Origin of the sequence: Amycolatopsis sp. NPDC001319 (assembly GCF_042896185.1) — a bacterium.
In the GTDB taxonomy this organism is placed as follows: Bacteria; Actinomycetota; Actinomycetes; order Mycobacteriales; family Pseudonocardiaceae; genus Amycolatopsis.
In genome coordinates, this window is record NZ_JBIAWY010000025.1 from 46,806 (window position 1) to 70,926 (window position 24,121).

Sequence of the window (24,121 nt, forward strand, 5' to 3'; positions counted from 1 at the left end):
GCCATGGCCGTCGACGCCTCCGGGGTCGTCAGCTCGGTCCTGTCTTCGTATCGGCAGGTGCTCCTCGAGTACCAGCGCCGGGTCACGGGCGACCCGGCCGCGCTGAACACCGCTTCGCAGCAGTGCAGCACGCAGGCGTCGACGGTGTCCGGCAAGGCGACCGAGATCTCCCAGGCGGCCAAGGACCTCCACACCGACTGGGACGGCGCCGCCTACACCGCCTACGCCACGGCCGCGCAGAAGTCCGCCGACGAGCTGACCGAAGACGGCACCAAGCTGGCCGACCAGGCGCAGCGGCTGGCGAAGGCCGCGCAGCTGCTGCAATGGGCGCGGCAGGCACTCGACTCCGTGCTCGCACAGTTCGACCAGTACGGCGCGCAGCTCACCAGCCAGGCCAAGGCCGCCAACCCCAATGCGGTCGGCGCGTTCATCTCGGCCGCGCGCTCGCTCGGCGAACAGGCCGTCGCGATGGCCAAACAGGTGGCTGACGAGCTTTCCGAAGCGCTGGAACAGCTTTTCCCGCCCGAGGGCGTCGGCCGGCTGGAACACGAGCTCGGCAAGTGGAGCACGGGCGCGCTGCACTGGCTCAACGGCGAACCGCTCGACGGCCGCAGCCGGCCGCGCACCGTGCCCTCGTGGTTCGGCAACTCCGGCTGGAAAAAGCTCACCTGGGACGGCCTTCAGGGCACCCGCGCGCCGAAGAAGGCCGACACGCCGTTCGGCCAGCCGGAGCCGGAAACCTTGAAGGACAAGGCGTTCAAGAACACCGAGATCACCTACTACAAGACCCAGCACGACCAGGACGGCCTTTCCCCCGAGTACGACGGGAAAATCACCTCCGAGGGCTGGGACGCCAAGGCGTCGGGCCACGCCCAGCTCGCCGCGCTCGACAAGAGCGCGGACGGCAAGCTCGAGTACGGCGTCGCGGAGGCGCAAGGGAAGGCGTCGGTCTTCGCCGGCGGTGAGGTGAGCGGTTCGGCGCAGCTCGGCGCCCACGGGCTGGGGCTGCACGGCAACGCGTTCGTCGGCGGCAAGGTCGAGGGCGAGGTCTCGGCCGACGTCGCCGGTGTCGGGGTCGGCGCCAACGGCACCCTGCAGTACGGCCTCGGCGCGCAGCTCGACGGCCAGGCCGTGTACGACGCGGGGCACATCAAGGTGAACTTCAAGGCGGGCGTCGCGCTCGGCCTCGGCGCGGGCGTGGGGGCGAAGATCGACATCGATCTGCCGAAACTGGGCCACACCATCGGCGAGTACGGCGGCGCGGCGGTCGACGCCGTCGGCAACGCGGCGGGTGAGGCCGCGGACTACGTCGGGCACACGTGGGACGACGCCGTGAACTACGTGGGGTCCTGGTGAAGACACAGTGACAGAACTGCCTTCCGACACCGTCTCGCTCCCGCTGGGTTTCGACGTCCCCGAGGGGTGGACGCCGCTCGACCCGGCGGGGGCGGGCGCGCCGGGTGTCGCGTTCGTCGCGGTGCGCCCCGAAGCCGGCTTCACGCCCAACATCACGCTCGGCGTCCGCCAGCGCCCCGATCCGGCGACGCTGGCCGAGATCGCCGACGAGGCCGTGGAACGGCTGGGCCGCACCATGGCGCTGCTCGACGTGGTGAGCCGCCACGACGTCGGCAACGCCACCGCGCCCGGCCTCACGCAGGTGCTGCGGATGCGCACCGGCGAGGGCACCGACCTGGTGCAGACGCAGGTGCACCTCACCGTGCCGGGCGCCGACGGTCCCATCGGGCGCGTGGTGCTGGAGCTCGTCTTCACGGCCGAACCCGAGGCCGCGCAACGCCTCACCCCCGACTTCCGGAAGTTCGTCGCCAGCGTGCACGTCCGCCGCACCTACCCCGCAGGAGAAGGAGAACAGCTGTGACCGACCCGTACGCCGTGCCGGACATGGACGAGCTGCTGGCGCAGGTCCGCCGGCAGACCGAGGAGGTGCAGCGCATCCAGCGCTCGGTCGAGGCCATGGAGGTCAAGGCGGCTTCACGGCAGAACGAGGTTACGGTGTCGCTGCGCGGCGACGGCCGCTTCACCTCCATCGACATCGACCCGCGCGCGATCCGCGAGTACGACGCGCGCAACCTGTCGGAGATCGTGCTCGAGGCGGTGAACGCGGGCCTGCAGAAGCTGGCCGAGGCGAGCAGTGCGAAGTTCGCCCCGGTGATCGAGGCGTCCAGGTCCGTGCAGTGAGCGCGCCGGCTCTGGCCGGGTCCACCCGGCGCGTGACGATCGTGACGCCGCGCGCCCGCGTCGACGTGGCGTTGCCGCAGCAGAGCACGTTCGCGGAGCTCGTGCCGCAGCTCGTGCGGCTCGCGGGCGCGACGGGCCAGGCCGCGGCCGAGCACCCGGGGTGGGTGCTCTCGCGGCTGGGCGGCGCGCCGCTCGCGCTCGGGCTCACTGTGGCCGCCGCGCAGGTGCGCGACGGTGAGGTGCTGCACCTGACGCCGCGCGAACGTCCCCGCGGACCCCTCCTGTTCGACGACGTCGTGGACTCGATCGCGAGTGTCGGCGACGCCGCGTCCACCGCGTGGGGCCCGCGTATCGCTCGGCGCGCCGGCATCGCGGCGGCCGTGGTGCTGCTGGCGGCTGGTGGGCTGCTGGTGCAGGCGTCGACGGCGGGCAGTGTGCTGGCGCCGATCGCGACGGGGCTGTTGTCGTTGATCCTGCTGCTCGGCGGCGGCGCGTTGGGCCGCGCCTACGGCGATTCCGGCGCGGGTGCGGCCGGTGCGGTGGCGGGGGTGTTCGTCGCGCTGCTGGCGGGGATGTCGATCCTGCCGCCGCACGGCGTGTTCTCGTTGTCGGCCGGCCCGCTGGCCGCCGGTCTGGCCGCGGTGACCGTGTACGGCGTGCTGGCGGCGGTGTCGGTGGCCGACCGGCTGCCGCTTTTCGTGGCCATCACGGGTTCGGCGGGGCTCGGCGCGCTGACGACCGGTGTGGTGCTGCTGTCCGGGGTGAAGCCGGTCGCCGCGGCGGCGGTCGCGGCGGTGCTGGCGACGGCGTTGGCCGCCGTGGCGCCGATGCTCGCGCTGCGCCTGGGCCGGCTGCCGCTGCCGCGGGTGCCGGACGACATGGAATCCTTCCGGGCCAACGAACAGCCGTCGCTCGGGGCGGAAGTCATCGGCCGGACCACGTACGCGCAGATGTTGCTGACCGCCTTGCTCGTGGCTTTGGGCCTCGTCGTGCTGGCTTCGGCGGTGACGCTCGCGGTTTCGGGCGGGCCGTGGGAAGCGGGTCTGGCGGCTTTGGTGGGCGTGGCCTGGGTGCAGCGTTCGCGGTCGTACGCGGGCCGGCTGCAACGCCTGGTGCTGGCCGGTTTCGGTGTCGTCACGGTGTTGACGGCCGGCGCGTGGCTGATCGCGACCGACAACCGCACGGTCCTTCTCGCGGCGGGTGCGGCTTTGCTGATCGCCGCCGTGGTTTGCCTGGTGTACGCGACCCGCGTGGCGAAGGGCGTGCGGTCGCCGTACTGGTCGCGGTTGCTGGACGTGTCGGAGTTCCTGGTGTTGCTGGCGCTGGTGCCGTTCGTGGGGATGATCGCGGGGGTGTACGAAGCCGTGCGCGGCTAGGTTGTCGCGGTCACGAAGTGGGTGCGGCCGGGTACGACGCCTCCGGGCTGGGGGTGGAGGCGTCCGTGGTTCGCGTCCGCCGCGCCCGGTGCGGTGAGGTAGTTCGGGGTCCAGCCGCCGGCTTGGAACAGCGCGGCCGGGTCGTCGGAGCCGAACGGCGGCGGGAAGCCGTTGTCGGCGCACCAGTTTCGGTAGGGCTGCATCGCGGGGGAGTCGAGGCCGGTGGTGCCGGTGACGTCGGCGGCGAAGCGGCTGCCCGGTGCGCAGAGTTGTGCCGCGGTCTTCAGCAGTGTGACGATCTGGTCTTCGGTGAGGTAGAAGAACAGGCCTTCGGCGAGCCAGAGGGTTTGTGCGCCGGGTTGGCAGCCCGCGTCGAGCAAGGGTGTCGTCCAGTCGGTGCTGAGGTCGGCGACGACGGTGTGGCGGCGGCACCGCGGGACGGCTTGAGCGAGCACGGGTTGCTTGGTGGCGAACACTTCCGCACGGTCCACTTCGTACCAGTCGAGTGTGGCCGGCAGGTCCAGCCGGTACGGGCGGGTGTCCAGGCCCGCGCCCAGCAGCACGACCTGTGTCACGTCCCGTGTCGTCGTGGCCAGGTCGTCGAACCAGCGGACGCGGACGGGGATGTACGGGTTCTCGCCGCCGGTGGCGCGTTCGGACGCGGCCATCGTCGTGAAGCCGCGTTCCCCGGCGAGTTCCCGTGCGAAGGGGTCGTCGAAAAGCCGGTCCTCGCGCTCGGACTCGCGAGCCCGCACCGCGGCGATCCAGAACGCGCTGCCCACCGTCATGCCGACAACCTACCTAGGACCACCAGGTGGCCGAGCCGACCGCCGTGAAGCCGAGTGAGTCGTAGAGCGGTTTGCCGGGTTTGGCGGCGGTGAGGGTGACGGTTCGTCCGTCCACTTCGGACAGCACGGTGTGCATGAGCGCCCGGCCGACGCCGCGGGAGCGGTGGGCCGGCAGGGTCGTGACCCAGTAGAGGCCGACCGCCGTGCCGTCGTCGATGGCGAGGCAGGCGCCGGCGGGTTCGTCGTCGCGGGTGACGAGCCAGGTGGTGACGCCTTCTCGCTTCAGCAGGGCGGGCGGGAAGACCTCGCCGCGGACGTAGGGCTGGTGGCGGCCGAGCGGGAAGCCGTGGACGACCACGTTTTCCACCGTCGCGAGCAGATCCGGAGTGTCGGCGCGGAGGGCGCTGCGCTCGCCGAAGCCGGGGCCGGTGCGGGTCATCACGGGCAGCTGCCGATCGGTGAGGCCGAGGGGAGACATGTCGACAATGCCGTACGCGTCTTCGACCAGGACTGTCGGCGCGTTCTTCGCCAGCTCGGTGAGCTCGGCGGCGTCGTCGGGGCTCGGGGTCGCGGTGCGCAGCACGATCCGCATCCCGCTGCGCTCGCTGCCGTGCACGCACACGAACCCGGGCCGTGTGGTCACGGCGTGGCCGCGGCTCTCGGCGACGATCGTCCAGAAGGCGGCCGCGTTGGCCACCGCGAGGTCCAGCGTCATGCGCCCGACCCTAACCGGCCGGTGGCCCTCTCAGAAGGGCCGATTCGGGGGCCGAACGGAGTGCCAATCGGGCCGGTGCAGGAGCGGGGTTCAGGTCAGCGCGAGCGGCAACGTCCGCCGCACCGCCGCCTCGTGTCCGCCGTGCAGCGGAACGGCCGAAACCCCGTGCACCGCCGGCGTTTCCGCACCCGAGCGGGCGCCGACGCGCAGCGTCACGTCGATGCGTTCGCGGCCGCCCGGGGTGCGGCGCAGGGTGGCGGACGTGGCGGTGAACGCGGCGTCCGCCACGGAGAGGCCGAGGATGCCGGCGAGGCCGCGCGTCGAGCGGGGGCGGTAGCAGGACTGGGTGGCGCCGGCCCAGGACCAGGCGCGCCAGCCGTCGCCGTCGGTTTCCAGGGGGACGGGGGAAGCGGGGACGCCCAGGGCCACGCGAAGTTCCGCGGTCAGCTCGCCGGCTTCGAGCACAGTGGACGGATAGCCCGCCTCGGCCAGCGCGACCATGAGGCTCAGCGCCGCGCTCGCCGTGCTGCGCAGCGCGCCGAGCTCGCCGCCGCCGCGGGCGAGGGCGGCGATGGGGGCGTCTTCGGGGCGGTAGCGGACGGCGAGCCAGCGCGCGCGGTAGACCTGCGTGCCGCGGGGCACGGCCCAGGTGAGCAGCTGCACGGCGGCGAGCGGGATGTCGGTGCCGTGGAACGCCTTGCGCAGGATGGCGAGCAGCGCCTCGGCCGGGGGCTCGGCCGCGCCGGGCGTGAGTCGGACGATGGCGCTCCAGTCGCCGTCGACCTCCGCGACGCCGAAGCGGTTGCCGGCGCGGTCCACGTGCTGGCGTACTCGCACGGGCCCGGCGACGCGGTGCAGCGGGTCGGGGCTGTCACGGCGGCTGTCGTGGCGCCGCAGCCGGTAGCCGAGCCACGCGCCGGCCCACGCGGCGAAGTGGCGGCCACCGACGCGCACCGACGTGGTCAGCACCAGCACCGCGGCCACCGCGGCCACGGCGATCCGCGCGGGCTGCGTGACGCCGTCGACGAAGAACACCAGCAGCACCGCGATCGTCGCGATCTCCCACAACGCGGCCTGAAGCGGCCGGACCGGCAGCAGCCAGGGCAGCGCGGCGGCGCCGGCCCGCGAAGGCGGCGTGGTGGTGGCCGCCGGCGCGAGTGGGGCCGGCGGTGCTGACACGGACACGGCGTCCCCTTCCCCGGGCGGTACCGGTAACGCTAGTGCCCCACACACCGGCACGAGGGCGTAAAAATTACCCTCTTCGCCCGCGCCCGCCCGCTCCTACGCTCGCGCCCGGAACAAGGCGTGAGGGGGCCAGGGCAGCGTGTGGACGCAGCGGGACCAGATCCAGGCCTACCAGTTCCTCCGGCGCCGGCTCGTCTCCGCGCTCGTGGCCGCCGACGCCAACCACCCCGTCTCGCCCAGCCGCCGGCTCGTCCTCGGCACGGTGCTGGGCCTGGCCGCCGCGCTGCTCGTGACGGCCGTGTTCGGCGTGATCGGCCTGCTCAACCCCTCCGGCGGCAAGGACTGGCTGGCCGGCGGGCACGTGATCGTCGAGGAGGGCACGGGCGCGCGGTTCGTGCTCGGCGCCGACGGCGCGGTGCACCCGGTGCTCAACTACGCCTCGGCCCGCCTCCTCGCGGGCGGCAACGGCGACGCGACGGTGTCCGTGTCCCCCACCGTCCTCGGCACCGCCCCGCGCGGCACGGAGATCGGCATCTCCGGCGCCCCCGACTCGCTGCCGGCCACGACCGCACTGGTCTCCGCGCCGTGGACCAGCTGCAGCCGCACAACGCAGGACGCGCCCGCGTCCGCCGAACCCCTCGTGGCGGTGGTCCTCGGCGCGCCGGCCGGGGGAACGGAGCTGCCGCGCGGCTCGGGCGTGATCGTCCGGCTGCCCGCGGGCCCGCGCTACCTCGTCACCGACGGGCGTCGCTACCAGCTCAGCGACGAAGCCGCCGCCGCGCTTCAGTTCGACAGCTACCCGACCATCGCCGTGTCGTCGCGGTGGATCGACACCGTGCCCGCCGGGCGCGACCTCGGCGAGATCGCCGTGCCGGGTGCCGGCGGCCCCGGCCCGCGGGTGGGCGGCGTGAACACCCGCGTGGGCGAGGTCCTCGCCGTGGTCGACGCGATGGCCAGCGCCGGCGACGCCGCTTCGTACTACCTCGTGCACTCCGACGGCCTCGAGCCCGTCGGCCAGACGGAGGCGAGCCTGCTCGTCACGACGCCCGACAACGAACGCGCGTACGACGGCAACCCGGCACCGGTGCGCGTACGCGCGGCCGACGTCGCCGCGGTGCCGAAGGTCGCGGCATCGCGGGCCGGTGGCGCGGACCCCGCCGCCTACCCGGACCGGATCCCCGGCAAGGCCCCGATCACCGGCTCGTCGGTGACGCTGTGCGCGCAGGGCGGCCGGATCTTCGTCTCCGCCGACGTCCCGGTGCCGCCGGGCGGGCGCGCGCTGCCCGTGACGACTCGGCGCGACGCGCGCGTGGCCGACGAGGTGTACGTGCCGCCCTCGGGGGGCGCCGTCGTTTCCGACACGGGCTCCGGCACGACCTACCTGGTCACGGACCTGGGGAGAAAATATCCGGTCGCGACCGCCCCGGCGCTGGCCTCGCTCGGTTACGGTTCCGTGGCCAGGCAAGCGCTCGCGAGCGGTCTCCTGGCACTGGTGCCGACGGGACCCGCGCTGGATCCGGCCACGGCCGGGCAGCCGGTGCCGTCGGGTGGAACGGGGTGAGCGAGTCGGTGCACATGACAGAGGAACGGCCACGCGCCGAAGAGACGCAGTCCGCCCGGATCCGGGTGGCGGTGATCGAAGACCACCCGCTCTACCGGCGGTCGGTGGAGCGCGTGCTCGCCGAATCGCCGGACATCGAGCTGGGGGCTGTCGTCGACTCCGTCGCGCGCTTCCACGTGGAACGCCAGCAGCCGGGCTCGGTCGTGCTGCTCGACCTCGGCCTGCCGGGGGTCGCGGGCGCGGCCGCCGTGCTGGAGGTGTGCGAGCTCGGGCACCACGTGCTCGTGGTCTCGGCGCAGGCCGAGTCGGAGCAGGTACTCGCCGCGATCTCCGCCGGGGCCAAGGGGTTCCTGTCGAAGGACGTGGACGTCGACGAACTGCTGACCGCGATTCGAGCGGTCGCCGAGGGTGGTTCGTACGTGTCGGCCGTGGTCGCCGGGATGATCATCAAGGACAACACCGAACGGCCGGTGGCGCGGCCCGAGATGGAGCTCTCGCCCCGCGAGGAGCAGGTCCTGCGCCTCGTCGCGGCGGGCGAACGGGACATCGACATCGCCGCCATCCTCGACATCGGCGTCCGCACCGTACGCGGCTACCTCGACCGCATCCGCGACAAAACGGGCGAACGCCGCCGCCCGGGCCTCGTGAAGGAAGCCATCCGCCGCGGCCTGGTCGGCGGCGCCGGAAGGACTTCGTGACATGACCGACGCTGGGGGAGGCGCCGCGGAGGTCTCGACCGGGACCACCCGGGCCTCGGCGGGTTCGGCCGCGATCGACCGCGCGACGCACCGCGCGACGGGCGGCTCGGCCGCGACGGACCGTGCCAGGGCGGGTTCGGCCGTGACAGACCGTGCCAGGGCTGGCTCGGCAGGGACCCGCGCCACGGAGGGCTCCGCCGAAACGGACCGCGCGACGGGCGGCTCGGCCGTGACGAACCGCACCGGGGCGGGCTCGACCGCGCCCCACGGCACCACGGCGGGCTCGCCCGCGACGGACCGCGGCACGGAGGGTTCGGCCGCTCCCGAGCGGATTCGCGTCGGCGTGATCGAAGACCACCCGCTCTACCGCGACGCCGTCGCCCGGGTGCTGACCGAGGCACCGGACATCGAACTCGGGGCCGTCGCCGACTCCGTCGCCCGCTTCGCCGTGCAGGATCAGCCCGCCGGCAGCGTCGTCGTCCTCGACCTCAAACTCCGCGGCGTCCAGGACGCAGCCGCCGTCCTGGAGGTCGGCCACATGGGCCACAAGGTCCTCGTCGTCTCCGCCCACGCCGAACAGCCCGAAGTCCTCGGCGCCATGCAGGCCGGCGCCAAGGGCTTCCTCTCCAAGGACGTCGACGGCGACGAGTTGCTGCGCGCCATCCGCACCATCGCCCAGGACAACGCCTACGTCTCACCCACCCTGGCCGGCATGATCATCCAGGACAGCGAAGACCGCCACGCCGGCCCCAAAATCGTCCTGTCCGAACGCGAAAAGCAGGTCCTCCGCCTGGTCGCCGCCGGCGAGCGCGACGTCGACGTCGCCGAAATCCTCAACATCAGCGTCCGCACTGTGCGCTCCTACCTCGACCGCATCCGCGACAAAACGGGCGAACGCCGCCGCGCGGGCTTCGTCCGCGTCGCCATCCGCGAGGGCTTACTCCGCTAACCTCATCCGCCCGCCCTCCCCAACGCGGCGTTGGTTGCGCCCAACGCACCGAACGCCACATTGGGGCGCTCCGGCCACCACCCGACGGCCGGCCGCTCACCCAACTCACGCCCCACCTGGGCCGGGTCCACCCTCACCAGCCGCCACCTCGGGTGCGCCGAGCGCACCGAACGCCGCATTGGGTGCGCTCAACGCACCGAACGCCGCATCGGGGCGCTTTGGCCACCACCAAAACGCGGCCCGCCTGCCCAACTCACGGGCCGCCCGGGCCGCGCAAACCCCACGAACCGCCGCCGACCCACCTAGCGGAACCTGCACCCAGCCCCGCCCCGGCACCCCGATCCGAAGCCTCTTTGCGGCCGGCGAGGCGTTGTCAAGGCACGCTTTCCCGCCTTGACAACGCCTCACCGGCCGTCAACACAATCCAGCTTCGGGGTGCACTCCCAACACAACACGCCCTGCGAGGACCAAGACCCAGGACCAAGACCCAGGACCAGACCGAGAAACCCTCACAACCTCCGATTAGCCAACGCCCCAGTAGCCCCCCGAGCCTTCCCCGCCACCGCCGGATCCAGCTCCACCACCACCATCTCCGCCCCATCCCCCAACTCCACCAACACCCGACCGAACCCATCCGCCACCAGAGAATGCCCAATCCCCGTCGGCGCCTTCGGATTCACCTCGATCCCCGACACGGAGGGATCAGCCTGCCCACACCCCACAACCCAACACCCGGAATCCAACGCCCGAGCCCGCACCAGCACCCGCCACTGATCCAGCTTCCCCTCACCCGCACCCCACGACGTCGGCACCAACACAACGTCCGCGCCATCATCCGCCAACCGACGGAACAGCTCCGGAAACCGCATGTCATAACACGTGGCGACCCCGAACACCGTCCCCTCCGCCTCGAAGGTCACAGGACTGTCCCCGGGCGCCACCGTGTCCGACTCCGCGAACCCGAACGCGTCGTACAAATGGATCTTGTCGTACGACGACCGCACTCCCAGCCCGGTGATCAGCAGCGTGTTCCGCACCCGCCCGTCATCGGCCGGGGTGAACATCCCCGCCACGATCACCACGTCATGCTCCGAAGCGATCGCCGACACCGCCGACGCCCACGCCCCGTCGAGCGGCTGCGCGACCGGCCCCAACGGCCGCCCGAACCGCGCCATCGTCGCTTCCGGGAACACCACGATCCGGGCACCATCAGCCGCCGCGGCCTCGACACCGGAGCGAACCAGTTTCAGGTTGTCCTCCGGATCGTCGCCCGAGTTCAGCTGGCACAACGCGATCCGCGGCACGGCGTTCTCCCTCATCGTGGGACGGCAGGTCACCACCGAGTATCCCTGCCCGGGCGCGGAGAGCCACCTCGTACCCTGGTCACCATGCTGAACCGCACCGACCTGCGTGGGCAGGTCCCGACCGCCGCCGAACTGCGCGCCGCACTGCCGCGCGCCGAATACGACGTGGACGCGGCGCTGCATCACGTTCGGCCGGTGGTGGAGGCGGTCCGCGACCGCGGTGTGGAGGCCGTCCTCGAGTACACCGAGCAGTTCGACAAGGTCCGCCCGGCGACCGTCCGCGTCAAAGCGAACGAGCTCACCAAGGCCCTCGAAGCGCTCGACCCGCAGGTGCGCGCCGCGCTGGAGGAGTCGATCAGCCGCGCCCGCAAGGTGCACGCCGACCAGCGCCGCCACGACGTGACCACGCAGGTGGTCCCGGGCGGCACCGTCACCGAGCGCTGGGTGCCGGTGGAGCGCGTGGGACTGTACGCGCCGGGCGGGCTGGCCGTGTACCCGTCCACCGTGGTCATGAACGTCGTCCCCGCGCAGCTCGCGGGGGTGCGCTCGCTGGTGGTCTGCTCGCCCCCGCAGGCGGCCTTCGGCGGCCTGCCGCACCCGACGATCCTCGCAGCCGCCGCGCTGCTGGGCGTCGACGAGGTGTGGGCCGTCGGCGGTGCGCAGGCCGTGGCGCTGCTCGCGTACGGCGGCACGGACACCGACGGCGCCGAGCTCGCCCCCGTGGACATCGTCACCGGGCCGGGCAACATCTACCTCACCGCCGCCAAGCGCCTCGTGCGCGGCGTGATCGGCATCGACTCCGAGGCCGGCCCCACCGAGATCGCGATCCTCGCCGACGAGACGGCCGACCCGGTCCACGTCGCGGCCGACCTGATCAGCCAGGCGGAGCACGACCCGCTCGCCGCGAGCGTGCTGGTCACCACGTCGGAGGAACTCGCCGACGCCGTGGACAAGCAGCTCGCCGAGCGCGTCGCGGCCACCAAACACAGCGAACGCGTGGGGCAGGCGCTGGGCGGCAAGCAGTCCGGCATCATCCTGGTGTCCACTGTGGACGAAGGCCTGCGCGTGGTCGACGCCTACGCCGCCGAGCACCTCGAGATCCAGACCGCCCACGCCCGGGAGGTCGCCGGCCGCGTGCGCAACGCGGGCGCGGTGTTCGTCGGGGCCTACGCGCCGGTGTCGCTCGGCGACTACTGCGCCGGCTCCAACCACGTGCTGCCCACCGCCGGCTTCGCGCGGCACTCCTCGGGCCTGTCCGTGCAGAGCTTCCTCAAGGGCATCCACGTGGTCGACTACAGCGAGGACGCGCTGCGCCAGGTCGCCGGCCACGTCGTCGCGCTGGCCGACGCCGAGGACCTGCCCGCCCACGGCGAGGCCGTGACCGCGCGGTTCGCGGGGGAGGCCCGATGACCGAGGAGACCCCGGCCGTGCCCGGCGCCGAGGTGACCCTCGACGCCCTGCCGCTGCGCGAGGACCTGCGCGGCAAGAGCCCCTACGGCGCGCCGCAGCTCGACGTGCCCGTGCGGCTCAACACCAACGAGAACCCGTACCCGCCGCCGCCGGAGCTGGTGGCCGACGTGGCCGATGCCGTGCGCGCCGAAGCCGCTTCGCTGCACCGCTACCCGGACCGCGACGCCGTCGCGCTGCGCACCGAGCTCGCCGATTACCTCACGGTGTCGACGCGTGTGGTGCTGTCGGAGGCGAACGTGTGGGCCGCCAACGGGTCCAACGAGATCCTGCAGCAGATCCTGCAGGCCTTCGGCGGGCCGGGCCGCAGCGCGCTCGGCTTCGAACCGTCGTACTCGATGCACCCGATCATCTCCTCCGGCACGCGCACGGAGTGGGTGCCGGTGCCGCGCCGGCCCGACTTCACGCTCGACACCGCGCGCGCCGCCGAGCTGGTGGCCGAGCGGCAGCCGGACGTCGTGTTCGTGACGAGCCCGAACAACCCCACCGGCGGGTCGATCCCGCTGGACCAGCTGCGCGGGGTCCTCGAGGCGGCGCCGGGCATCGTCGTGGTGGACGAGGCCTACGCCGAGTTCTCCTCGCAGCCCAGCGCGGTCCAGCTGATCGGGGAGTACCCGGCGAAACTGATCGTCTCGCGCACGATGAGCAAGGCGTTCGCCTTCGCCGGCGGACGGCTGGGTTACCTCGCGGCCGCCCCGGCCATCGTCGACGCCCTGCAGCTCGTGCGGCTGCCCTACCACCTGTCCAAGCTCACGCAGGCCGCCGCGCGGGCCGCGCTGCGCCACGCCGACGCCACGCTCGCCACCGTCCACAAGCTCTCCGCCGAACGCGACCGCGTGGTGGAAGCCTTGCTGGGCCTCGGGTTCACGCCGGTGCCGAGCGACGCGAACTTCGTCCTCTTCGGACCGTTCGCCGACGCGAAGGCGAGCTGGCAGTCCTACCTGGACCACGGGGTGCTGATCCGCGACGTCGGCATCGAGGGCCACCTGCGCGTGACCATCGGCACCCCGGAAGAGAACGACGCGTTCCTCGAGGCGAGTAAGGAAGTACCGCGATGACCCGCATCGGCAAGGTGGAGCGCACGACCAAGGAGTCGTCGATCCTGGTCCAGCTCGACCTCGACGGCTCCGGCCAGGTCGAGATCTCCACCGGCGTGCCGTTCTACGACCACATGCTCACGGCGTTCGGCGTGCACGGCTCGCTGGACCTCAAGGTCGAGGCCACCGGCGACATCCACATCGACGCGCACCACACCGTCGAGGACACCGCCATCGTCCTGGGCCAGGCGCTGCGTCAGGCGCTCGGCGACAAGAGCGGCATCCGCCGCTTCGGCGACGCGTGGATCCCCATGGACGAAACCCTGGCCCACGCGGCGATCGACGTCTCGGGCCGGCCGTACTGCGTGCACGTGGGCGAGCCGGAGCAGTTCAACACCTTCACGATCGGCAACAACTACCCGTTCGTGCTCACGCGCCACGTGTTCGACTCGCTGTCGTTCCACGCGCAGATCGCGCTGCACGTCCGCGTGATCCACGGCCGCGACCCGCACCACATCGCGGAGGCGGAGTACAAGGCCGTCGCGCGGGCGCTGCGCGCGGCCACGGAACCCGACCCGCGCGCGGGCGGCATCCCGTCCACGAAGGGCGTTCTGTAGCGCCGGCCGGGGTCGACTGCCCGCTAGATCTCGAGGTGGGAGTCGACCCCGTCTTCGCGCAGGTCGATGTTCGCGCCGACGGACTTCATCAGGCGTTGTGCCGCCTTGTTGTCCGTGGTGGTCGAAGCGACATACCGGCCCCCGCCGCCTTCGCGGGCCGCGTCGATCAGGGTCTCGGTGACCCACTTGCCGATCCCGCGGCCCCGGGCCCAGCGGGCGACCCAGACCTGGGCCTCGATCTCGACCGACTTGCCGCGGTGGACGGGGTGCAGCCGCGCGCCGCCGACGATCGTGCCGCCGACCTGGATGGTCCAGGCGCTGGTGGTCGCCGTCTCCGGGTCGAGCGAAACCCGCCGGTGGAAGGTCAGGAACGCCTCACGCCGCTCGGGAGTCCAGCCCGGCGGGCCGTCCATCGGCGGCAGCACGTCGAGCGGGTCGGCACCCTCGACCGCGACGTCCAGAAGCCGGACCAAGGCCTCTTCGTCGAGGGGGGTCAGGACGATCTCCGAATCGGACGCTCCGCTCACGCGGAGAGCTTGCCACGTCGCGGCGCCGGACGCGACGGTCGGTCCAGGTCTGTAACAGCGAGGAGACGTGCGTCACGTTTTCGGCGTGCCGTCGCACCCACCTGAGAGCGCCGCTGCCCCGTCCCGGCCGGGTGAGGGCCGTGTGGCACGCTGAGCCTCGTGAGCAAAGAGGTTGTCGCCGTCCTGCTGCTGGCCCTGGCGGGCTTCCTGGCCGGCGGCGTCTACTCCACGTGGAAGACGGCGAAGTTCATCGCCGTGGCGCTGGGTGTGGCGGCCCTGCTGGCGGTCGGCGGCGCCGTCGCCTGGCTGGTCGGCTGAGCGACCCGCCAGACGGACGGCCCGGCCTCACACGCGAGCGGGCTCGCGCTCGTCGTCACCGCGGCTGCCGGACGCGTCGAGCGCCTTGGTCAGGCCCTCACCCTCCACGTCGACGTTCGGCAGCACCTTGTGCAGGCCGCGCGGCAGCCACCAGGCGTGGCGCCCGAGCAGCGACATCACGGCCGGCACGATCGTCATCCGGATCACGAACGCGTCCACCAGCACGCCGAACGCGAGCGCGAACCCGATCGACTGGATCAGCGTCGACTCCGCCAGCACGAAGCCCGCGAACACGCTGATCATGATCAGGGCCGCGGCCGTGACCACGCGCGAGCCGTGGCGGAAGCCGGTGACCATGGCCTCCTGCGGGTCGGCGCCGTGCACGTGCTCCTCGCGCATCCGCGTCACCAGGAACACCTGGTAGTCCATCGCGAGTCCGAAGAGGACACCGATGAGCAGGATCGGCAGCATGCTCATGATCGGCCCGGTCGACGCGACGCCGAGCAGGTCGGTCAGCCAGCCCCACTGGAACACCGCGACCACGGCGCCGAACGTCGCGACCACCGAGCCGAGGAATCCGAGCGTCGCCTTCAGCGGCACCACGATCGAGCGGAACACCAGCATCAGCAGGATGAACGCGAGCCCGACGATCAGCGCGAGGTAGGGGATCATCGCGTCGGAGAGCTTCTCGGACACGTCGATGTTCGCGGCGGTCTGGCCGGTCACGGCGAGGCTCGCGCCCGTGGTCTCGTGCAGCGGCTCGGACTGCGCGCGGATCGCCGCCACCAGGTCCTCGGTCTGCTTGCTGCTCGGCCCGCTCTTCGGGATCACGGTCAGCAGCGCGGTGTCCCCGTCGGCGTTCACGCGCGGCGGCGTCACCCCGGCGACGTCGGGCAGCGTGCTGATGCCCGCGACGGCTTGCTTCAGCGACTCGGGGTCGTGGTTCACCCCGGTGTCCACGACGACGAGCAGCGGCCCGTTGGCGCCGGCGCCGAAGCTCTCGCTCACGAGGTCGTAGGCCTTGCGCTGTGTGGAATCCGGGGCCGCGGTGCTGTCGTTGGGCAGGCCGAGCTGCATGCTCAGCGCCGGGATGGCGACTACGACGAGGCCGGCGAGCGCGGTCAGCAGCACGGGCCAGCGGTGCCGGGCGACGAACCGGGCCCAGCGCTCGCCGTGCGAAGCCTTGTCCGTCTTGCGGCGCAAGCGAATGCGGCCGCCCAGCACGCGGGAGCCGACGAAGCCGAGGATGGCCGGCAGCAGCGTGAGCGCGATGAGCACGGCGATCGCGACGGTCGCGGCCGCGGCGATGCCCATCTGGCCGAGGAACGGGATGCCGACCACGGTGAGCCCGGCCAGGGCGATGATCACGGTGAGCCCGGCGAACACCACGGCGGACCCGGCCGTGCCCGCGGCCCGGCCCGCGGCTTCCTCGGGTTCTCGTCCGATGCTGAGCTCGTGCCGGTAGCGGGAGACGATGAACAGCGCGTAGTCGATGCCCACGGCGAGCCCGATCATCAGGGCCAGCACCGGGGTGTTGGAGTTCAGTTCGAGCGAGCCCGAGGCCAGCATGATGCCCGCCATGCCGATGCCGACGCCGATCAACGCGGTGAGCAGCGGGATGCCGGCGGCCAGCAGTGACCCGAACGTGATGATCAGCACGACGGCCGCCACGGCCACGCCGAGGCCCTCGGTGGCGCCGGTGGCGGGCATCGCCTGCACCGCGTCGCCGCCGAACTCGACCTCGAAACCGCGCTGCTTGGCGCCGTTCGCGCTGTCGAGCAGCGCCTGGCGGTCGCTGTCCGTGAGCTCGAAGCCCTTGACCTGGTAACTCACCTGGGCGAGTGCCACGCGGCCGTCCGGCGAGATCGACTTGGCCTGGAACGGGTCGGCCACGCTCGAGACCTTCGGCGCCGTCTTGAGGCTCGCCACCGTCGACTCGACCGCGGCCTTGCCGGCCGCGTCGGTCACGGTGTGGCCCTGCGGCGCCGCGATCACGACCCGCGCGGTCGCCCCACCGGCCGCGGCCTGCGGGAACTTCGCCTGGAGCTGGTCGATCGCCTGCTGCGACTCGGTTCCGGGGATCGTCACCGAGTCCGACAGCTGGCCGGACAGCGTGAGTGCGCCGATGCCGAGCGCCACCAGCACGGCCGCCCACACGGCCGAGACGAGAGCGCGCCGCCGGAACGACAACCGGCCGAGCCGGTACAGAAATGTCGCCACGAGTGTTTCTCCGTTTCGCCCGGATAGGGCCTTCGTCACACGAACCAGTGACTCCGAAGCTAGCCGATCGGCAAGTAGGCTGCCAAGCCGATCGGCAAGTATGTGACTAGCCGCACGGCTAGGAGTTTGCTTGTCGATCGGCAAGTATCTCGGTTTGCCGATCGACTAGCGGTCACGTACGCTTCCTGGGCTTGACGAGGAGGAACGATGACTACCGCCGCCCCGGCAGAGGACACTCGGACGCGGCTGCTGGGCACCGCGCTGCGGCTGTTCGCCGAACACGGCGTGGAGGGCACGTCGCTGCAGATGATCGCCGACGCGCTCGGGGTGACCAAGGCGGCCGTGTACTACCACTTCAAGACCAAGGCGGAGATCACCGAGGCCGTCGCGGCGCCCGCCATCCGCGAGCTCGACCACATCGTGTCGGAGGCCGCGAAGCAACGCCGCCGCGGCACCCAGGTCGACTACCTGCTCGAGGGTTTCGTGGATCTGGTGGTGCGCCACCGCGTGCTCGTCGCCCTGTTCTCCAGCGACCCGGGCATCAACCGCGCGATCGAGAACTCGACGCGCGGCATGGAGGGCTTCAAGAACGCCCTCATCGACATCCTGGCCGGCCCCGAACCCGACATCTCCTCCCGCGTGGCCGCCCTGGTGACCCTCACGGGCCTCGCCATGACGGGCGGCTCCCCGGACATCGCCCAACTCGACGACGAAAGCCTGCGCCGGGAACTGGTGGACGCGGGCCGCCGCTTGCTCGGCCGGCCCCGTCGGCACCACGACTAGCCCTGCTTGATCTGTAAGCCCTGGCGGCGCCGTGGGCGGGGTTCTCGCTGCACCCGAACTTGTGCCCGCAGCGCGGGCTGCCGGCGTGACGTCGAGTTGGCTGGGCGCGATGGTTGTTCGCCGAGATGGCGCGGCCCGCTTCGGTGAGTGCGAGTGCTTCACCGCACCTGGCGGTGGCCTCCTGGATCGCCGGTCGCGTGGCCCACCCTGGCCCGACGATCGGGCTGGTTCTCCGTCAGAAACTCCGGCGCGGCGGCACCGGGTGCGGGGTTCTGGCTGCGCCGGAACCTATGGCTGCAGCGCGCCACGGGCGTGAGGTCGAGTCGGCCGGGCGCGGGGATTGTTCGCCGAGACGGCGCGGCCTGCTTCGCATGAAGTCGTGCGTAGCGCCTGGTGGCGGTCCGCAGCACTACAGGGCGCGCGGACCAACCCGCCCCCGGCGACCGGGCTAGTTCTCCGTCAGAAACTCCGGCGCGACAGCCGCCGTCAGCCACACGCCGTTCTCGCTGCGCTGGAACTCGTGCCCCGCAGCCGCCATTGCGCCGGCGGCGACGCGGAGCACCACCGGGCGGCCGTGCCGGGCCCCGACTGCGAGCGCCGTTTCGACGGCGGCCGACAGGTGCACGGCGTGGCGGCGCATGGGCCGCAGGCCTTCCCGGTAGATCGCGGGCAGGAAGCGCGTCGCGGTGCCGTGGTAGAGCACCTCGGGGGGCGTGAGGCGTTCCAGGCCCAGCTCGACGGTGACGCTGTGGCCCTGGTTGGCGCGGATCCGGCGCCCGCTCTCATCGAAGGCGAAGCGCTGTTTGTTGTTGCGCTCCACCACTTCCGCGAGTTCGGCTCGGCTCACGCGCACGCCGTGAAGGCGCAACGCCGCCAGCAGCTCGTCGACTCCGACCCAGCCGGCGGCGTCTAAGGTGAGGCCGATCGCCGAGGGGTCGTGGCGCAGGTGGCGGGAGAGCCGCTTCGAGACGCGGATCATCTGTTTCTCGTCCATAACCACACCAGTGACCCACATCCGCCCCGCCGCCACAACGGAAATTCAGATCCCGCCCTCGGCAACCGGGCGCAGTTTGCTCGCGCCGGGGCCGAAGCGGGCCAGCTCGTCGTCGGCGTTGTACAGGCTGCAGCTGCGCAGCGACAGGCAACCGCAGCCGACGCAGCCGGTGAGGCGGTCGCGCAGGCGCTGGAGCGCGTCGATGCGCGCGTCGAGCTCGTGCTGCCATTCGCGCGAGAGCCGGGCCCAGTCGGCTTTCGTGGGTGCGTGGTCGGCGGGCAGGGTGGCGAGGGCGCCGCTGATGTCCTCCAGGGAAAGGCCCACGCGCTGCGCCGCCCGGATGAACGCGATGCGCCGCAGCACCGAACGCGGGTAGCGGCGCTGGTTGCCCGCCGAGCGTTCGGAGGTGATGAGCCCCTTGTCCTCGTAGAACCGCAGGGCCGTGTGCGGGACGCCGCTGCGTTCGGCGACCTGCCCGATGCTCAAGTGCTCCGCCAACCTCGTCATTGGTCCAGGTTAGCGCTTGACCTAGACATTGGTCGAGGTTGCACCGTGGAAACATGACCACCACAGCAACGGCCTACGCGGATCTGCCCCGGCTGATCTCGCTGATGACCGGCGACGACAAACACCAGGCGGCGGCAGAGTCCACAGTGGACGTCATCTGGGTGCTCTACGACCGCGTCCTCGACATCTCACCCGAGAACTTCCACGACCCCGGCCGCGACCGGTTCCTGCTCTCCAAGGGACACGGGCCGATGGCCTACTACGCCGTGCTCACCGTCAAGGGTTTCCTCGACGAGGCCGAGCTCGCCGACTGGTCGTCGGCCCGCTCCCGGCTCGGCCACCACCCGGACCGCAAACGCGCGCCCGGCGTCGAGATCTCCAGCGGCTCGCTGGGCCACGGCCTGCCGATCGCCCTCGGCACCGCGCTCGGCCTGCGAGCGCGCGGTCACGACAGCCGCGTCGTCACGCTCGTCGGCGACGCCGAGCTCGACGAAGGCTCCAACTCCGAGGCCTTCGTGGTCGCCGCGCGCCTGGGCCTGGAAAACCTGACCACGGTGGTCGTGGACAACCAGTCGTCCACGCACGGCTGGCCCGGCGGCATCGCCCGCCGGTTCGAGGTCGAGGGCTGGGCCACGCGCACCGTCTCCGGCCGCGACCACGAAGCGCTCTACGACGCGTTCACCAGCGAACACCCGGGGCGCCCGCTGGCCGTGGTCGCCGTCGTCGAACCGAAGGGCTGACGGACATGCTGAACATGCGCGAAACCTTCCTCGCCACCACCGAAGAGATCGTGGACGCCGACCCGGACGTCGCCGTCGTCCTCGCCGACATCTCCGCCGCCCAGCTCGCCGGCGCGGCGCGGCGGCACCCGGACCGGGTGGTGAACGTCGGCATCCGCGAGCAGCTGCTCGTGAGCACGGGCGCCGGGCTCGCTCTCGCCGGCCTGCGGCCGATCATCCACACGTTCAACGCCTTTCTCGTGGAGCGCGCGTTCGAGCAGATCAAGCTCGACCTGGTCCACCAGGACGCGGGCGCCGTGCTCGTGTCCTACGGCTCCTCCTACGACATGCCCGCCGAAGGCCGCACGCACCAGTCGCCGGGCGACGTCGCGCTGATCGACTCCCTGCCGTGCTGGTACGTCCACGTGCCCGGGCACCCCGACGAGGCCCGCCGCCTGCTGCTCGACTCCGTGCCCGGCGACAGCCGCGTGTACCTGCGGCTCTCGGCCGACCAGAACGCCGCGCCGCACCTCGGCGTCGGGTTCCAGCGGGTACGCAGCGGCCGCAACGGCGTCGTGCTCGCCGTGGGCCCGATGCTCGACCGGGTGCTCGCCGCGAGCGAAAACCTCGACGTGACGGTGCTGTACGCGTCGACCATTCGCCCGTTCGACGCCGCGGGGCTGCGGGCCGCGGTGGGGGACGTCGCCGACGTCGTGCTCGTGGAGCCGTACCTCAAGGGCACTTCGGCCCACCACGTGAGCGAAGCGCTGCGAGACGTTCCGCATCGCCTGCTGTCGCTCGGCACCCTGCGCGACACGGAAGTGCGCACCTACGGGAAACGGGCCGACCACGATCTCGCGCACGGCCTCGACGCGGGCTCGATCGCGTTGTCCCTCAAGGACTTCCTGCGGCCGTGAGCCTCGGGTCGCCGGGGCTGGGGGTCCCGGCGACCCGAGGTTCACCCAAGATCAGCGGAACGCCGCGATGCCCGTCACCGACTGGCCCAGCGACAGCGCGTGCATCTCCTCGGTGCCCTCGTACGTCAGCACCGTTTCGAGGTTCGCCATGTGCCGCATCACCGGGTACTCCAGCGAAATCCCGTTGGCGCCCAGCATCGAGCGCGCGGTGCGGGCCACGTCGAGCGCCGAGCGGACGTTGGCCAGCTTGCCGAAGCTCACGTGGTTGTGGTGCAGCGCGCCGGAGTCCTTGAGCCGGCCGATCTGCAGCGCGACGAGCCCCGAACGGTTGACCTCGACCAGTAGATCGGCCAGTTTGCGCTGCGTGAGCTGGAAGCTCGCCAGCGGCTTGCCGAACTGCTCGCGCGAGAGCGTGTAGTCCAGCGCGGTTTCGTAGCACGCGCGGGCGGCGCCGACGACGCCGAACAGGATGCCGTAGCGCGCTTCGTTGAGGCAGGACAGCGGGCCGCGCAGCCCACGAACCTCCGGGAACGCCGCGGATTCCGGCAGGCGCACACCGTCGAGCACGAGCTCGGCCGTGAGCGACGCGCGCAGCGACAGCTTGTGCTTCACCTCGTTGGCGGTGAAGCCCGGCGTCGACGTCGGCACCACGAAGCCGCGGATGCCCTCGTCGGTCTGCGCCCAGACCACGGCCACGTCGGCGACGGTGCCGTTGGTGATCCACATCTTCGTGCCGGTGAGCACCCAGTCGGAGCCGTCGCGCACCGCGCGGGTGCGCATGCTGCCCGGGTCGCTGCCGGCGTCGGGTTCGGTGAGGCCGAAGCAGCCCAGCGCCTCGCCCGCGGCCATCTTCGGCAGCCACTCCTGCCGGTGTTCCTCGCTGCCCCAGCGGTGGATCGCGAACATCGCGAGCGAGCCCTGCACGGAGACGAAGCTGCGCAGGCCGGAGTCGACGGCCTCCAGCTCCCGGCACGCGATGCCGTAGGCGACCGCGCTCGTGCCGGCGCAGCCGTAGCCCTCCAGGTGCATGCCCAGCAGGCCGAGCTGCCCGAAGCCCTTGGCCAGGTCGCGCGCGGGCAGTGAGCCGGACTCGTACCAGTCGGCCACGTGGTCGAGGAGCTGGTCGCGCGCGTAGTCGCGCACGGCGTCCCGGATGGCGCGCTCCTCCTCGGCCAGTTCGGCGTCGAGGTCGAGGAAGTCGTGTGGATCCGGGTTCTTGCTCATCGGGCTGCTCCTACTGGCTCGCTTCGACGCGGTGCCAGCAGGAAATCACAGATGACCCGGGTTCCAGTGCGTGGGATTCATCACGTTCTCTTTGCGAGCGTCACGAGAACGACATGCGTCGACTTGGGCGCGGGAGGGTTGCGGAGGGATCACCAGGGTCGTGAACTGCGGAAACGGCACGCTTTCGATGTCGTCCCGCCACGCTGCGAACATCTGGCAGAGGAGGTCCGACTCGGACATGTCTTCCTCTTCCCTCGTCCGGGGGCGCCCGCTGCGCCTCAGCCGAACGGGTGAATACCCAGCGGGGCCTCCGGTGAAACGGGGTCGCGTGCAAAAATTCGCGGGCCGCCGCCAAGGTCACGTTCGCGAAGGAGCGAACCATGCGTCTGTCGACGTCGGCGGCGAAAGCCCTCGCACTCTCTACTGCAGCCTTGCTGAGCTGCGCTTCCCTTGCCTCGGCGAGCCCCGCCGCCTCCCTCGGCGGCTGGCGCCGGACCGGCGAGGTCTCCGTCGCCAACTCGATCAGCGGCGAAGGCATCACCACGCTGCGGCTGCCGGGCCAGGCTCCGCAGACCGTCTACCGCAACGGCACCACCATCCCGCAGCCGCTCAAGGACGAGGGCTGGGGCCACGTCGGCGACCCAGATTCCCTGCGCGGCTACACCTTCGACGTCTACCAGGACACCGTGACCAACCCGCCGGTGTCGAAGATGTACCTGGTCACCTCGCCGTCCGGGCAGACCACGGAGTTCGTGCACCCGCTCGCGGCCGACGAACCCGCGCCCAACGCCAACGCCCAGGTCGCCGTGAGCCCCGACGGCCAGTGGCTCGTCTCGGGCGCGCTCGGCGACGCGACGGAGCTGTTCGTCTCGCCGACGCCGTTCCTCAACCACCACGCCCCGCGCGTGGCCGGGGACCTGCCGCTCGCGGCGCGGATCCACCTCGACCACCCGATCCGCGCGGCGCAGGGCTGCGACTTCGTCTCGGCGACGCGCCTGCTGTGCGCGACGTCGGACTCCAACAACGACCTGTACCCCACGAGCTACCAGCTCCTGCAGGTCGACCTGCCCCACGCGCTCGCCGGCCACGACGTCCACGCGCACGTGAAGGAGCTCGGCCAGCTGCCGCTGTCGAGCACGTGCGCCGGCGCGTTCACCCCGGAAGGCGTGGACTACGACGCGCCGACGGGCACGCTGCGCGTCGAGGTCGTGCCGCCCGCGCCCTGCAACACCGTGACGGACGTCTACTCCTTCCGCCGCGGCTGACGTGCGCTCCCGCCCCGGGACTACGCTTGAGGTGTGTCTCGTGTGGTGATCCTCGACTACGGTTCCGGCAACCTCCGCTCCGCCGAACGCGCCGTCGCGCGCGCCGGCGCCGAGGTGGAGGTCACCGCCGACCCGCATGCCGCGCTCGAGGCCGACGGTCTGGTCGTGCCCGGGGTGGGAGCCTTCTCCGCCTGCATGGCGGGGCTGCTCGACGTGCACGGGCACCGCATCATCGGCAAGCGCCTGGCCGGCGGCCGTCCCGTGCTCGGCATCTGCGTGGGCATGCAGATCCTCTTCGGCCGCGGCGTCGAGCACGGCGAGGAGACCGAGGGCACGGGGGAGTGGCCCGGCACCGTCGAGCGCCTGCACGCCGACGTGCTGCCCCACATGGGCTGGAACACCGTCCGCGCGCCCGCGGACTCGCAGCTGTTCGCCGGCCTCGACCCGGACGAGCGCTTCTACTTCGTGCACTCCTACGCGGCGCGCCAGTGGGAGCTGGAGTCCGGCTTGGCGGGGCGGCAGCCGAAGGTGACGTGGGCCAACCACGGCGAGGACTTCGTGGCGGCGGTGGAGAACGGCCCGCTGTGGGCCACGCAGTTCCACCCCGAGAAGTCGGGCGACGCGGGCGCGAAGCTGCTCCGCAACTGGTTGGACACGCTCTAGTTGTATTCGGCCGTCAGGTTGGTGGCAGTCGACTGGTGGGTGGATGCCCGCCGAGTGCGCTGTGGCGGCGTTGAGTGTTGTAGTGCTGGAG

The 24,121-nt window shown here is 71.9% G+C and carries 25 protein-coding genes; 16 read left to right on the top strand and 9 right to left on the bottom strand.

The genetic code is table 11. The annotated features are described in order from the left end of the window. Nucleotides 1-3 precede the first annotated feature (3 nt). Genes ACFY1H_RS48165 through eccD form a run of 4 tightly spaced genes read left to right on the top strand, consistent with a single transcriptional unit; the run spans nucleotide 4 to nucleotide 3,572 of the window. Nucleotides 4-1,356 (top strand): hypothetical protein, encoded by a 1,353-nt coding sequence (locus ACFY1H_RS48165; protein ID WP_366585869.1) that lies wholly within the window; start codon nucleotides 4-6, stop codon nucleotides 1,354-1,356. A gap of 7 nt (nucleotides 1,357-1,363) precedes the next feature. After that, nucleotides 1,364-1,876, top strand: coding sequence for a hypothetical protein (locus ACFY1H_RS48170; RefSeq protein ID WP_386956608.1), 513 nt, complete (start codon nucleotides 1,364-1,366; stop codon nucleotides 1,874-1,876). Next, complete coding sequence (locus ACFY1H_RS48175) at nucleotides 1,873-2,196, top strand: YbaB/EbfC family nucleoid-associated protein (protein ID WP_220237990.1); 324 nt, start codon at nucleotides 1,873-1,875, stop codon at nucleotides 2,194-2,196. The genes ACFY1H_RS48170 and ACFY1H_RS48175 overlap by 4 nt, the downstream gene beginning before the upstream one ends. After that, a complete protein-coding gene (eccD, locus tag ACFY1H_RS48180; RefSeq protein ID WP_386956609.1) occupies nucleotides 2,193-3,572 on the top strand; it encodes a type VII secretion integral membrane protein EccD in 1,380 nt (459 codons plus the stop codon). Before ACFY1H_RS48175 ends, eccD begins: the two co-directional genes overlap by 4 nt. Here the strand turns inward: eccD and ACFY1H_RS48185 are convergent. The 3 genes from ACFY1H_RS48185 to ACFY1H_RS48195 all read right to left on the bottom strand — a co-directional run bounded on the left by ACFY1H_RS48185 (nucleotide 3,569) and on the right by ACFY1H_RS48195 (nucleotide 6,260). Beyond that, nucleotides 3,569-4,360 (bottom strand): class I SAM-dependent methyltransferase, encoded by a 792-nt coding sequence (locus ACFY1H_RS48185; RefSeq protein ID WP_386956610.1) that lies wholly within the window; start codon nucleotides 4,358-4,360, stop codon nucleotides 3,569-3,571. The two genes, eccD and ACFY1H_RS48185, sit on opposite strands and share 4 nt — an antisense overlap. 13 nt (nucleotides 4,361-4,373) lie before the next feature. Continuing rightward, the gene (locus tag ACFY1H_RS48190) at nucleotides 4,374-5,075 is read right to left on the bottom strand and encodes a GNAT family N-acetyltransferase (protein ID WP_386956611.1); all 702 of its coding nucleotides are present in this window, start codon (nucleotides 5,073-5,075) and stop codon (nucleotides 4,374-4,376) included. A gap of 90 nt (nucleotides 5,076-5,165) precedes the next feature. Next, nucleotides 5,166-6,260, bottom strand: coding sequence for a type VII secretion protein EccE (locus ACFY1H_RS48195; protein WP_386956612.1), 1,095 nt, complete (start codon nucleotides 6,258-6,260; stop codon nucleotides 5,166-5,168). Nucleotides 6,261-6,399: 139 nt separating this feature from the next. On the opposite strand from ACFY1H_RS48195, the gene eccB reads away from it, so the two are divergent. The 3 genes from eccB to ACFY1H_RS48210 all read left to right on the top strand — a co-directional run bounded on the left by eccB (nucleotide 6,400) and on the right by ACFY1H_RS48210 (nucleotide 9,468). Further along, nucleotides 6,400-7,821, top strand: coding sequence for a type VII secretion protein EccB (gene eccB / locus ACFY1H_RS48200; protein ID WP_386956613.1), 1,422 nt, complete (start codon nucleotides 6,400-6,402; stop codon nucleotides 7,819-7,821). A 14-nt stretch (nucleotides 7,822-7,835) separates the two neighbouring features. Then, nucleotides 7,836-8,519, top strand: coding sequence for a response regulator transcription factor (locus tag ACFY1H_RS48205; RefSeq protein ID WP_366585883.1), 684 nt, complete (start codon nucleotides 7,836-7,838; stop codon nucleotides 8,517-8,519). Between the two features lie 331 nt (nucleotides 8,520-8,850). Then, the gene (locus tag ACFY1H_RS48210) at nucleotides 8,851-9,468 is read left to right on the top strand and encodes a response regulator transcription factor (protein ID WP_366585927.1); all 618 of its coding nucleotides are present in this window, start codon (nucleotides 8,851-8,853) and stop codon (nucleotides 9,466-9,468) included. Between the two features lie 509 nt (nucleotides 9,469-9,977). Here the strand turns inward: ACFY1H_RS48210 and ACFY1H_RS48215 are convergent. After that, nucleotides 9,978-10,772 (bottom strand): carbon-nitrogen hydrolase family protein, encoded by a 795-nt coding sequence (locus tag ACFY1H_RS48215; protein ID WP_366585929.1) that lies wholly within the window; start codon nucleotides 10,770-10,772, stop codon nucleotides 9,978-9,980. An 84-nt stretch (nucleotides 10,773-10,856) separates the two neighbouring features. Here ACFY1H_RS48215 and hisD point away from each other — a divergent pair, with 84 nt between their 5' ends. Genes hisD through hisB form a run of 3 tightly spaced genes read left to right on the top strand, consistent with a single transcriptional unit; the run spans nucleotide 10,857 to nucleotide 13,893 of the window. Further along, nucleotides 10,857-12,182: a histidinol dehydrogenase gene (hisD, locus tag ACFY1H_RS48220; protein ID WP_386956614.1), complete on the top strand. Its 1,326-nt coding sequence runs from the start codon at nucleotides 10,857-10,859 to the stop codon at nucleotides 12,180-12,182. Continuing rightward, nucleotides 12,179-13,297 (top strand): histidinol-phosphate transaminase, encoded by a 1,119-nt coding sequence (locus ACFY1H_RS48225; RefSeq protein WP_366585887.1) that lies wholly within the window; start codon nucleotides 12,179-12,181, stop codon nucleotides 13,295-13,297. The genes hisD and ACFY1H_RS48225 overlap by 4 nt, the downstream gene beginning before the upstream one ends. Continuing rightward, complete coding sequence (hisB, locus tag ACFY1H_RS48230) at nucleotides 13,294-13,893, top strand: imidazoleglycerol-phosphate dehydratase HisB (protein ID WP_360605878.1); 600 nt, start codon at nucleotides 13,294-13,296, stop codon at nucleotides 13,891-13,893. Before ACFY1H_RS48225 ends, hisB begins: the two co-directional genes overlap by 4 nt. 23 nt (nucleotides 13,894-13,916) lie before the next feature. Here hisB and ACFY1H_RS48235 read toward each other — a convergent pair whose 3' ends face one another. Continuing rightward, a complete protein-coding gene (locus tag ACFY1H_RS48235) occupies nucleotides 13,917-14,420 on the bottom strand; it encodes a GNAT family N-acetyltransferase (RefSeq protein ID WP_366585889.1) in 504 nt (167 codons plus the stop codon). 159 nt (nucleotides 14,421-14,579) lie between these two features. Here ACFY1H_RS48235 and ACFY1H_RS48240 point away from each other — a divergent pair, with 159 nt between their 5' ends. Next, the gene (locus ACFY1H_RS48240; RefSeq protein WP_366585891.1) at nucleotides 14,580-14,738 is read left to right on the top strand and encodes a hypothetical protein; all 159 of its coding nucleotides are present in this window, start codon (nucleotides 14,580-14,582) and stop codon (nucleotides 14,736-14,738) included. A 27-nt stretch (nucleotides 14,739-14,765) separates the two neighbouring features. Here ACFY1H_RS48240 and ACFY1H_RS48245 read toward each other — a convergent pair whose 3' ends face one another. Further along, nucleotides 14,766-16,958, bottom strand: a complete 2,193-nt coding sequence (locus ACFY1H_RS48245) for an MMPL family transporter (RefSeq protein WP_386956615.1) — start codon at nucleotides 16,956-16,958, stop codon at nucleotides 14,766-14,768. Between the two features lie 207 nt (nucleotides 16,959-17,165). Here ACFY1H_RS48245 and ACFY1H_RS48250 point away from each other — a divergent pair, with 207 nt between their 5' ends. Beyond that, entirely contained in the window at nucleotides 17,166-17,741 is a 576-nt protein-coding gene (locus ACFY1H_RS48250) for a TetR family transcriptional regulator (RefSeq protein ID WP_364179473.1), read from the top strand. A 448-nt stretch (nucleotides 17,742-18,189) separates the two neighbouring features. Here the strand turns inward: ACFY1H_RS48250 and ACFY1H_RS48255 are convergent, their stop codons facing one another. Together ACFY1H_RS48255 and soxR are read right to left on the bottom strand one after the other, a co-directional pair. Continuing rightward, nucleotides 18,190-18,735 carry an RNA 2'-phosphotransferase gene (locus ACFY1H_RS48255; RefSeq protein ID WP_386956616.1) on the bottom strand — a complete coding sequence of 182 codons (546 nt, stop codon included), beginning with the start codon at nucleotides 18,733-18,735 and terminating at the stop codon, nucleotides 18,190-18,192. A gap of 45 nt (nucleotides 18,736-18,780) precedes the next feature. Then, nucleotides 18,781-19,242, bottom strand: a complete 462-nt coding sequence (soxR, locus tag ACFY1H_RS48260; protein ID WP_366585897.1) for a redox-sensitive transcriptional activator SoxR — start codon at nucleotides 19,240-19,242, stop codon at nucleotides 18,781-18,783. Between the two features lie 53 nt (nucleotides 19,243-19,295). Between soxR and ACFY1H_RS48265 the strand changes: the two genes are divergently transcribed. Both ACFY1H_RS48265 and ACFY1H_RS48270 read left to right on the top strand, forming a co-directional pair. Then, nucleotides 19,296-19,982 carry a thiamine pyrophosphate-dependent enzyme gene (locus tag ACFY1H_RS48265; protein ID WP_386956617.1) on the top strand — a complete coding sequence of 229 codons (687 nt, stop codon included), beginning with the start codon at nucleotides 19,296-19,298 and terminating at the stop codon, nucleotides 19,980-19,982. Nucleotides 19,983-19,987: 5 nt separating this feature from the next. Next, entirely contained in the window at nucleotides 19,988-20,878 is an 891-nt protein-coding gene (locus ACFY1H_RS48270; RefSeq protein WP_386956618.1) for a transketolase family protein, read from the top strand. 51 nt (nucleotides 20,879-20,929) lie between these two features. Here the strand turns inward: ACFY1H_RS48270 and ACFY1H_RS48275 are convergent, their stop codons facing one another. Next, nucleotides 20,930-22,102 carry an acyl-CoA dehydrogenase family protein gene (locus ACFY1H_RS48275; protein ID WP_366585903.1) on the bottom strand — a complete coding sequence of 391 codons (1,173 nt, stop codon included), beginning with the start codon at nucleotides 22,100-22,102 and terminating at the stop codon, nucleotides 20,930-20,932. A 380-nt stretch (nucleotides 22,103-22,482) separates the two neighbouring features. Between ACFY1H_RS48275 and ACFY1H_RS48280 the strand changes: the two genes are divergently transcribed. Together ACFY1H_RS48280 and hisH are read left to right on the top strand one after the other, a co-directional pair. Further along, nucleotides 22,483-23,367, top strand: coding sequence for a hypothetical protein (locus tag ACFY1H_RS48280; RefSeq protein WP_386956619.1), 885 nt, complete (start codon nucleotides 22,483-22,485; stop codon nucleotides 23,365-23,367). A gap of 42 nt (nucleotides 23,368-23,409) precedes the next feature. Beyond that, nucleotides 23,410-24,030, top strand: a complete 621-nt coding sequence (gene hisH, locus ACFY1H_RS48285) for an imidazole glycerol phosphate synthase subunit HisH (RefSeq protein WP_386956622.1) — start codon at nucleotides 23,410-23,412, stop codon at nucleotides 24,028-24,030. Nucleotides 24,031-24,121 lie beyond the last annotated feature (91 nt).

Bases quoted from the DNA above. Each gene is read 5' to 3' on its own strand.
- soxR (WP_366585897.1), bottom strand. From the start codon at position 19,242: ATGACGAGGTTGGCGGAGCACTTGAGCATCGGGCAGGTCGCCGAACGC.
- ACFY1H_RS48190 (WP_386956611.1), bottom strand. From the start codon at position 5,075: ATGACGCTGGACCTCGCGGTGGCCAACGCGGCCGCCTTCTGGACGATC.
- ACFY1H_RS48165 (WP_366585869.1), top strand. From the start codon at position 4: ATGGCCGTCGACGCCTCCGGGGTCGTCAGCTCGGTCCTGTCTTCGTAT.
- ACFY1H_RS48265 (WP_386956617.1), top strand. From the start codon at position 19,296: ATGACCACCACAGCAACGGCCTACGCGGATCTGCCCCGGCTGATCTCG.
- hisB (WP_360605878.1), top strand. From the start codon at position 13,294: ATGACCCGCATCGGCAAGGTGGAGCGCACGACCAAGGAGTCGTCGATC.
- ACFY1H_RS48225 (WP_366585887.1), top strand. From the start codon at position 12,179: ATGACCGAGGAGACCCCGGCCGTGCCCGGCGCCGAGGTGACCCTCGAC.
- ACFY1H_RS48205 (WP_366585883.1), top strand. From the start codon at position 7,836: ATGACAGAGGAACGGCCACGCGCCGAAGAGACGCAGTCCGCCCGGATC.
- ACFY1H_RS48280 (WP_386956619.1), top strand. From the start codon at position 22,483: ATGCGTCTGTCGACGTCGGCGGCGAAAGCCCTCGCACTCTCTACTGCA.
- ACFY1H_RS48250 (WP_364179473.1), top strand. From the start codon at position 17,166: ATGACTACCGCCGCCCCGGCAGAGGACACTCGGACGCGGCTGCTGGGC.
- ACFY1H_RS48255 (WP_386956616.1), bottom strand. From the start codon at position 18,735: ATGGACGAGAAACAGATGATCCGCGTCTCGAAGCGGCTCTCCCGCCAC.
- ACFY1H_RS48275 (WP_366585903.1), bottom strand. From the start codon at position 22,102: ATGAGCAAGAACCCGGATCCACACGACTTCCTCGACCTCGACGCCGAA.
- ACFY1H_RS48185 (WP_386956610.1), bottom strand. From the start codon at position 4,360: ATGACGGTGGGCAGCGCGTTCTGGATCGCCGCGGTGCGGGCTCGCGAG.
- ACFY1H_RS48270 (WP_386956618.1), top strand. From the start codon at position 19,988: ATGCTGAACATGCGCGAAACCTTCCTCGCCACCACCGAAGAGATCGTG.
- hisD (WP_386956614.1), top strand. From the start codon at position 10,857: ATGCTGAACCGCACCGACCTGCGTGGGCAGGTCCCGACCGCCGCCGAA.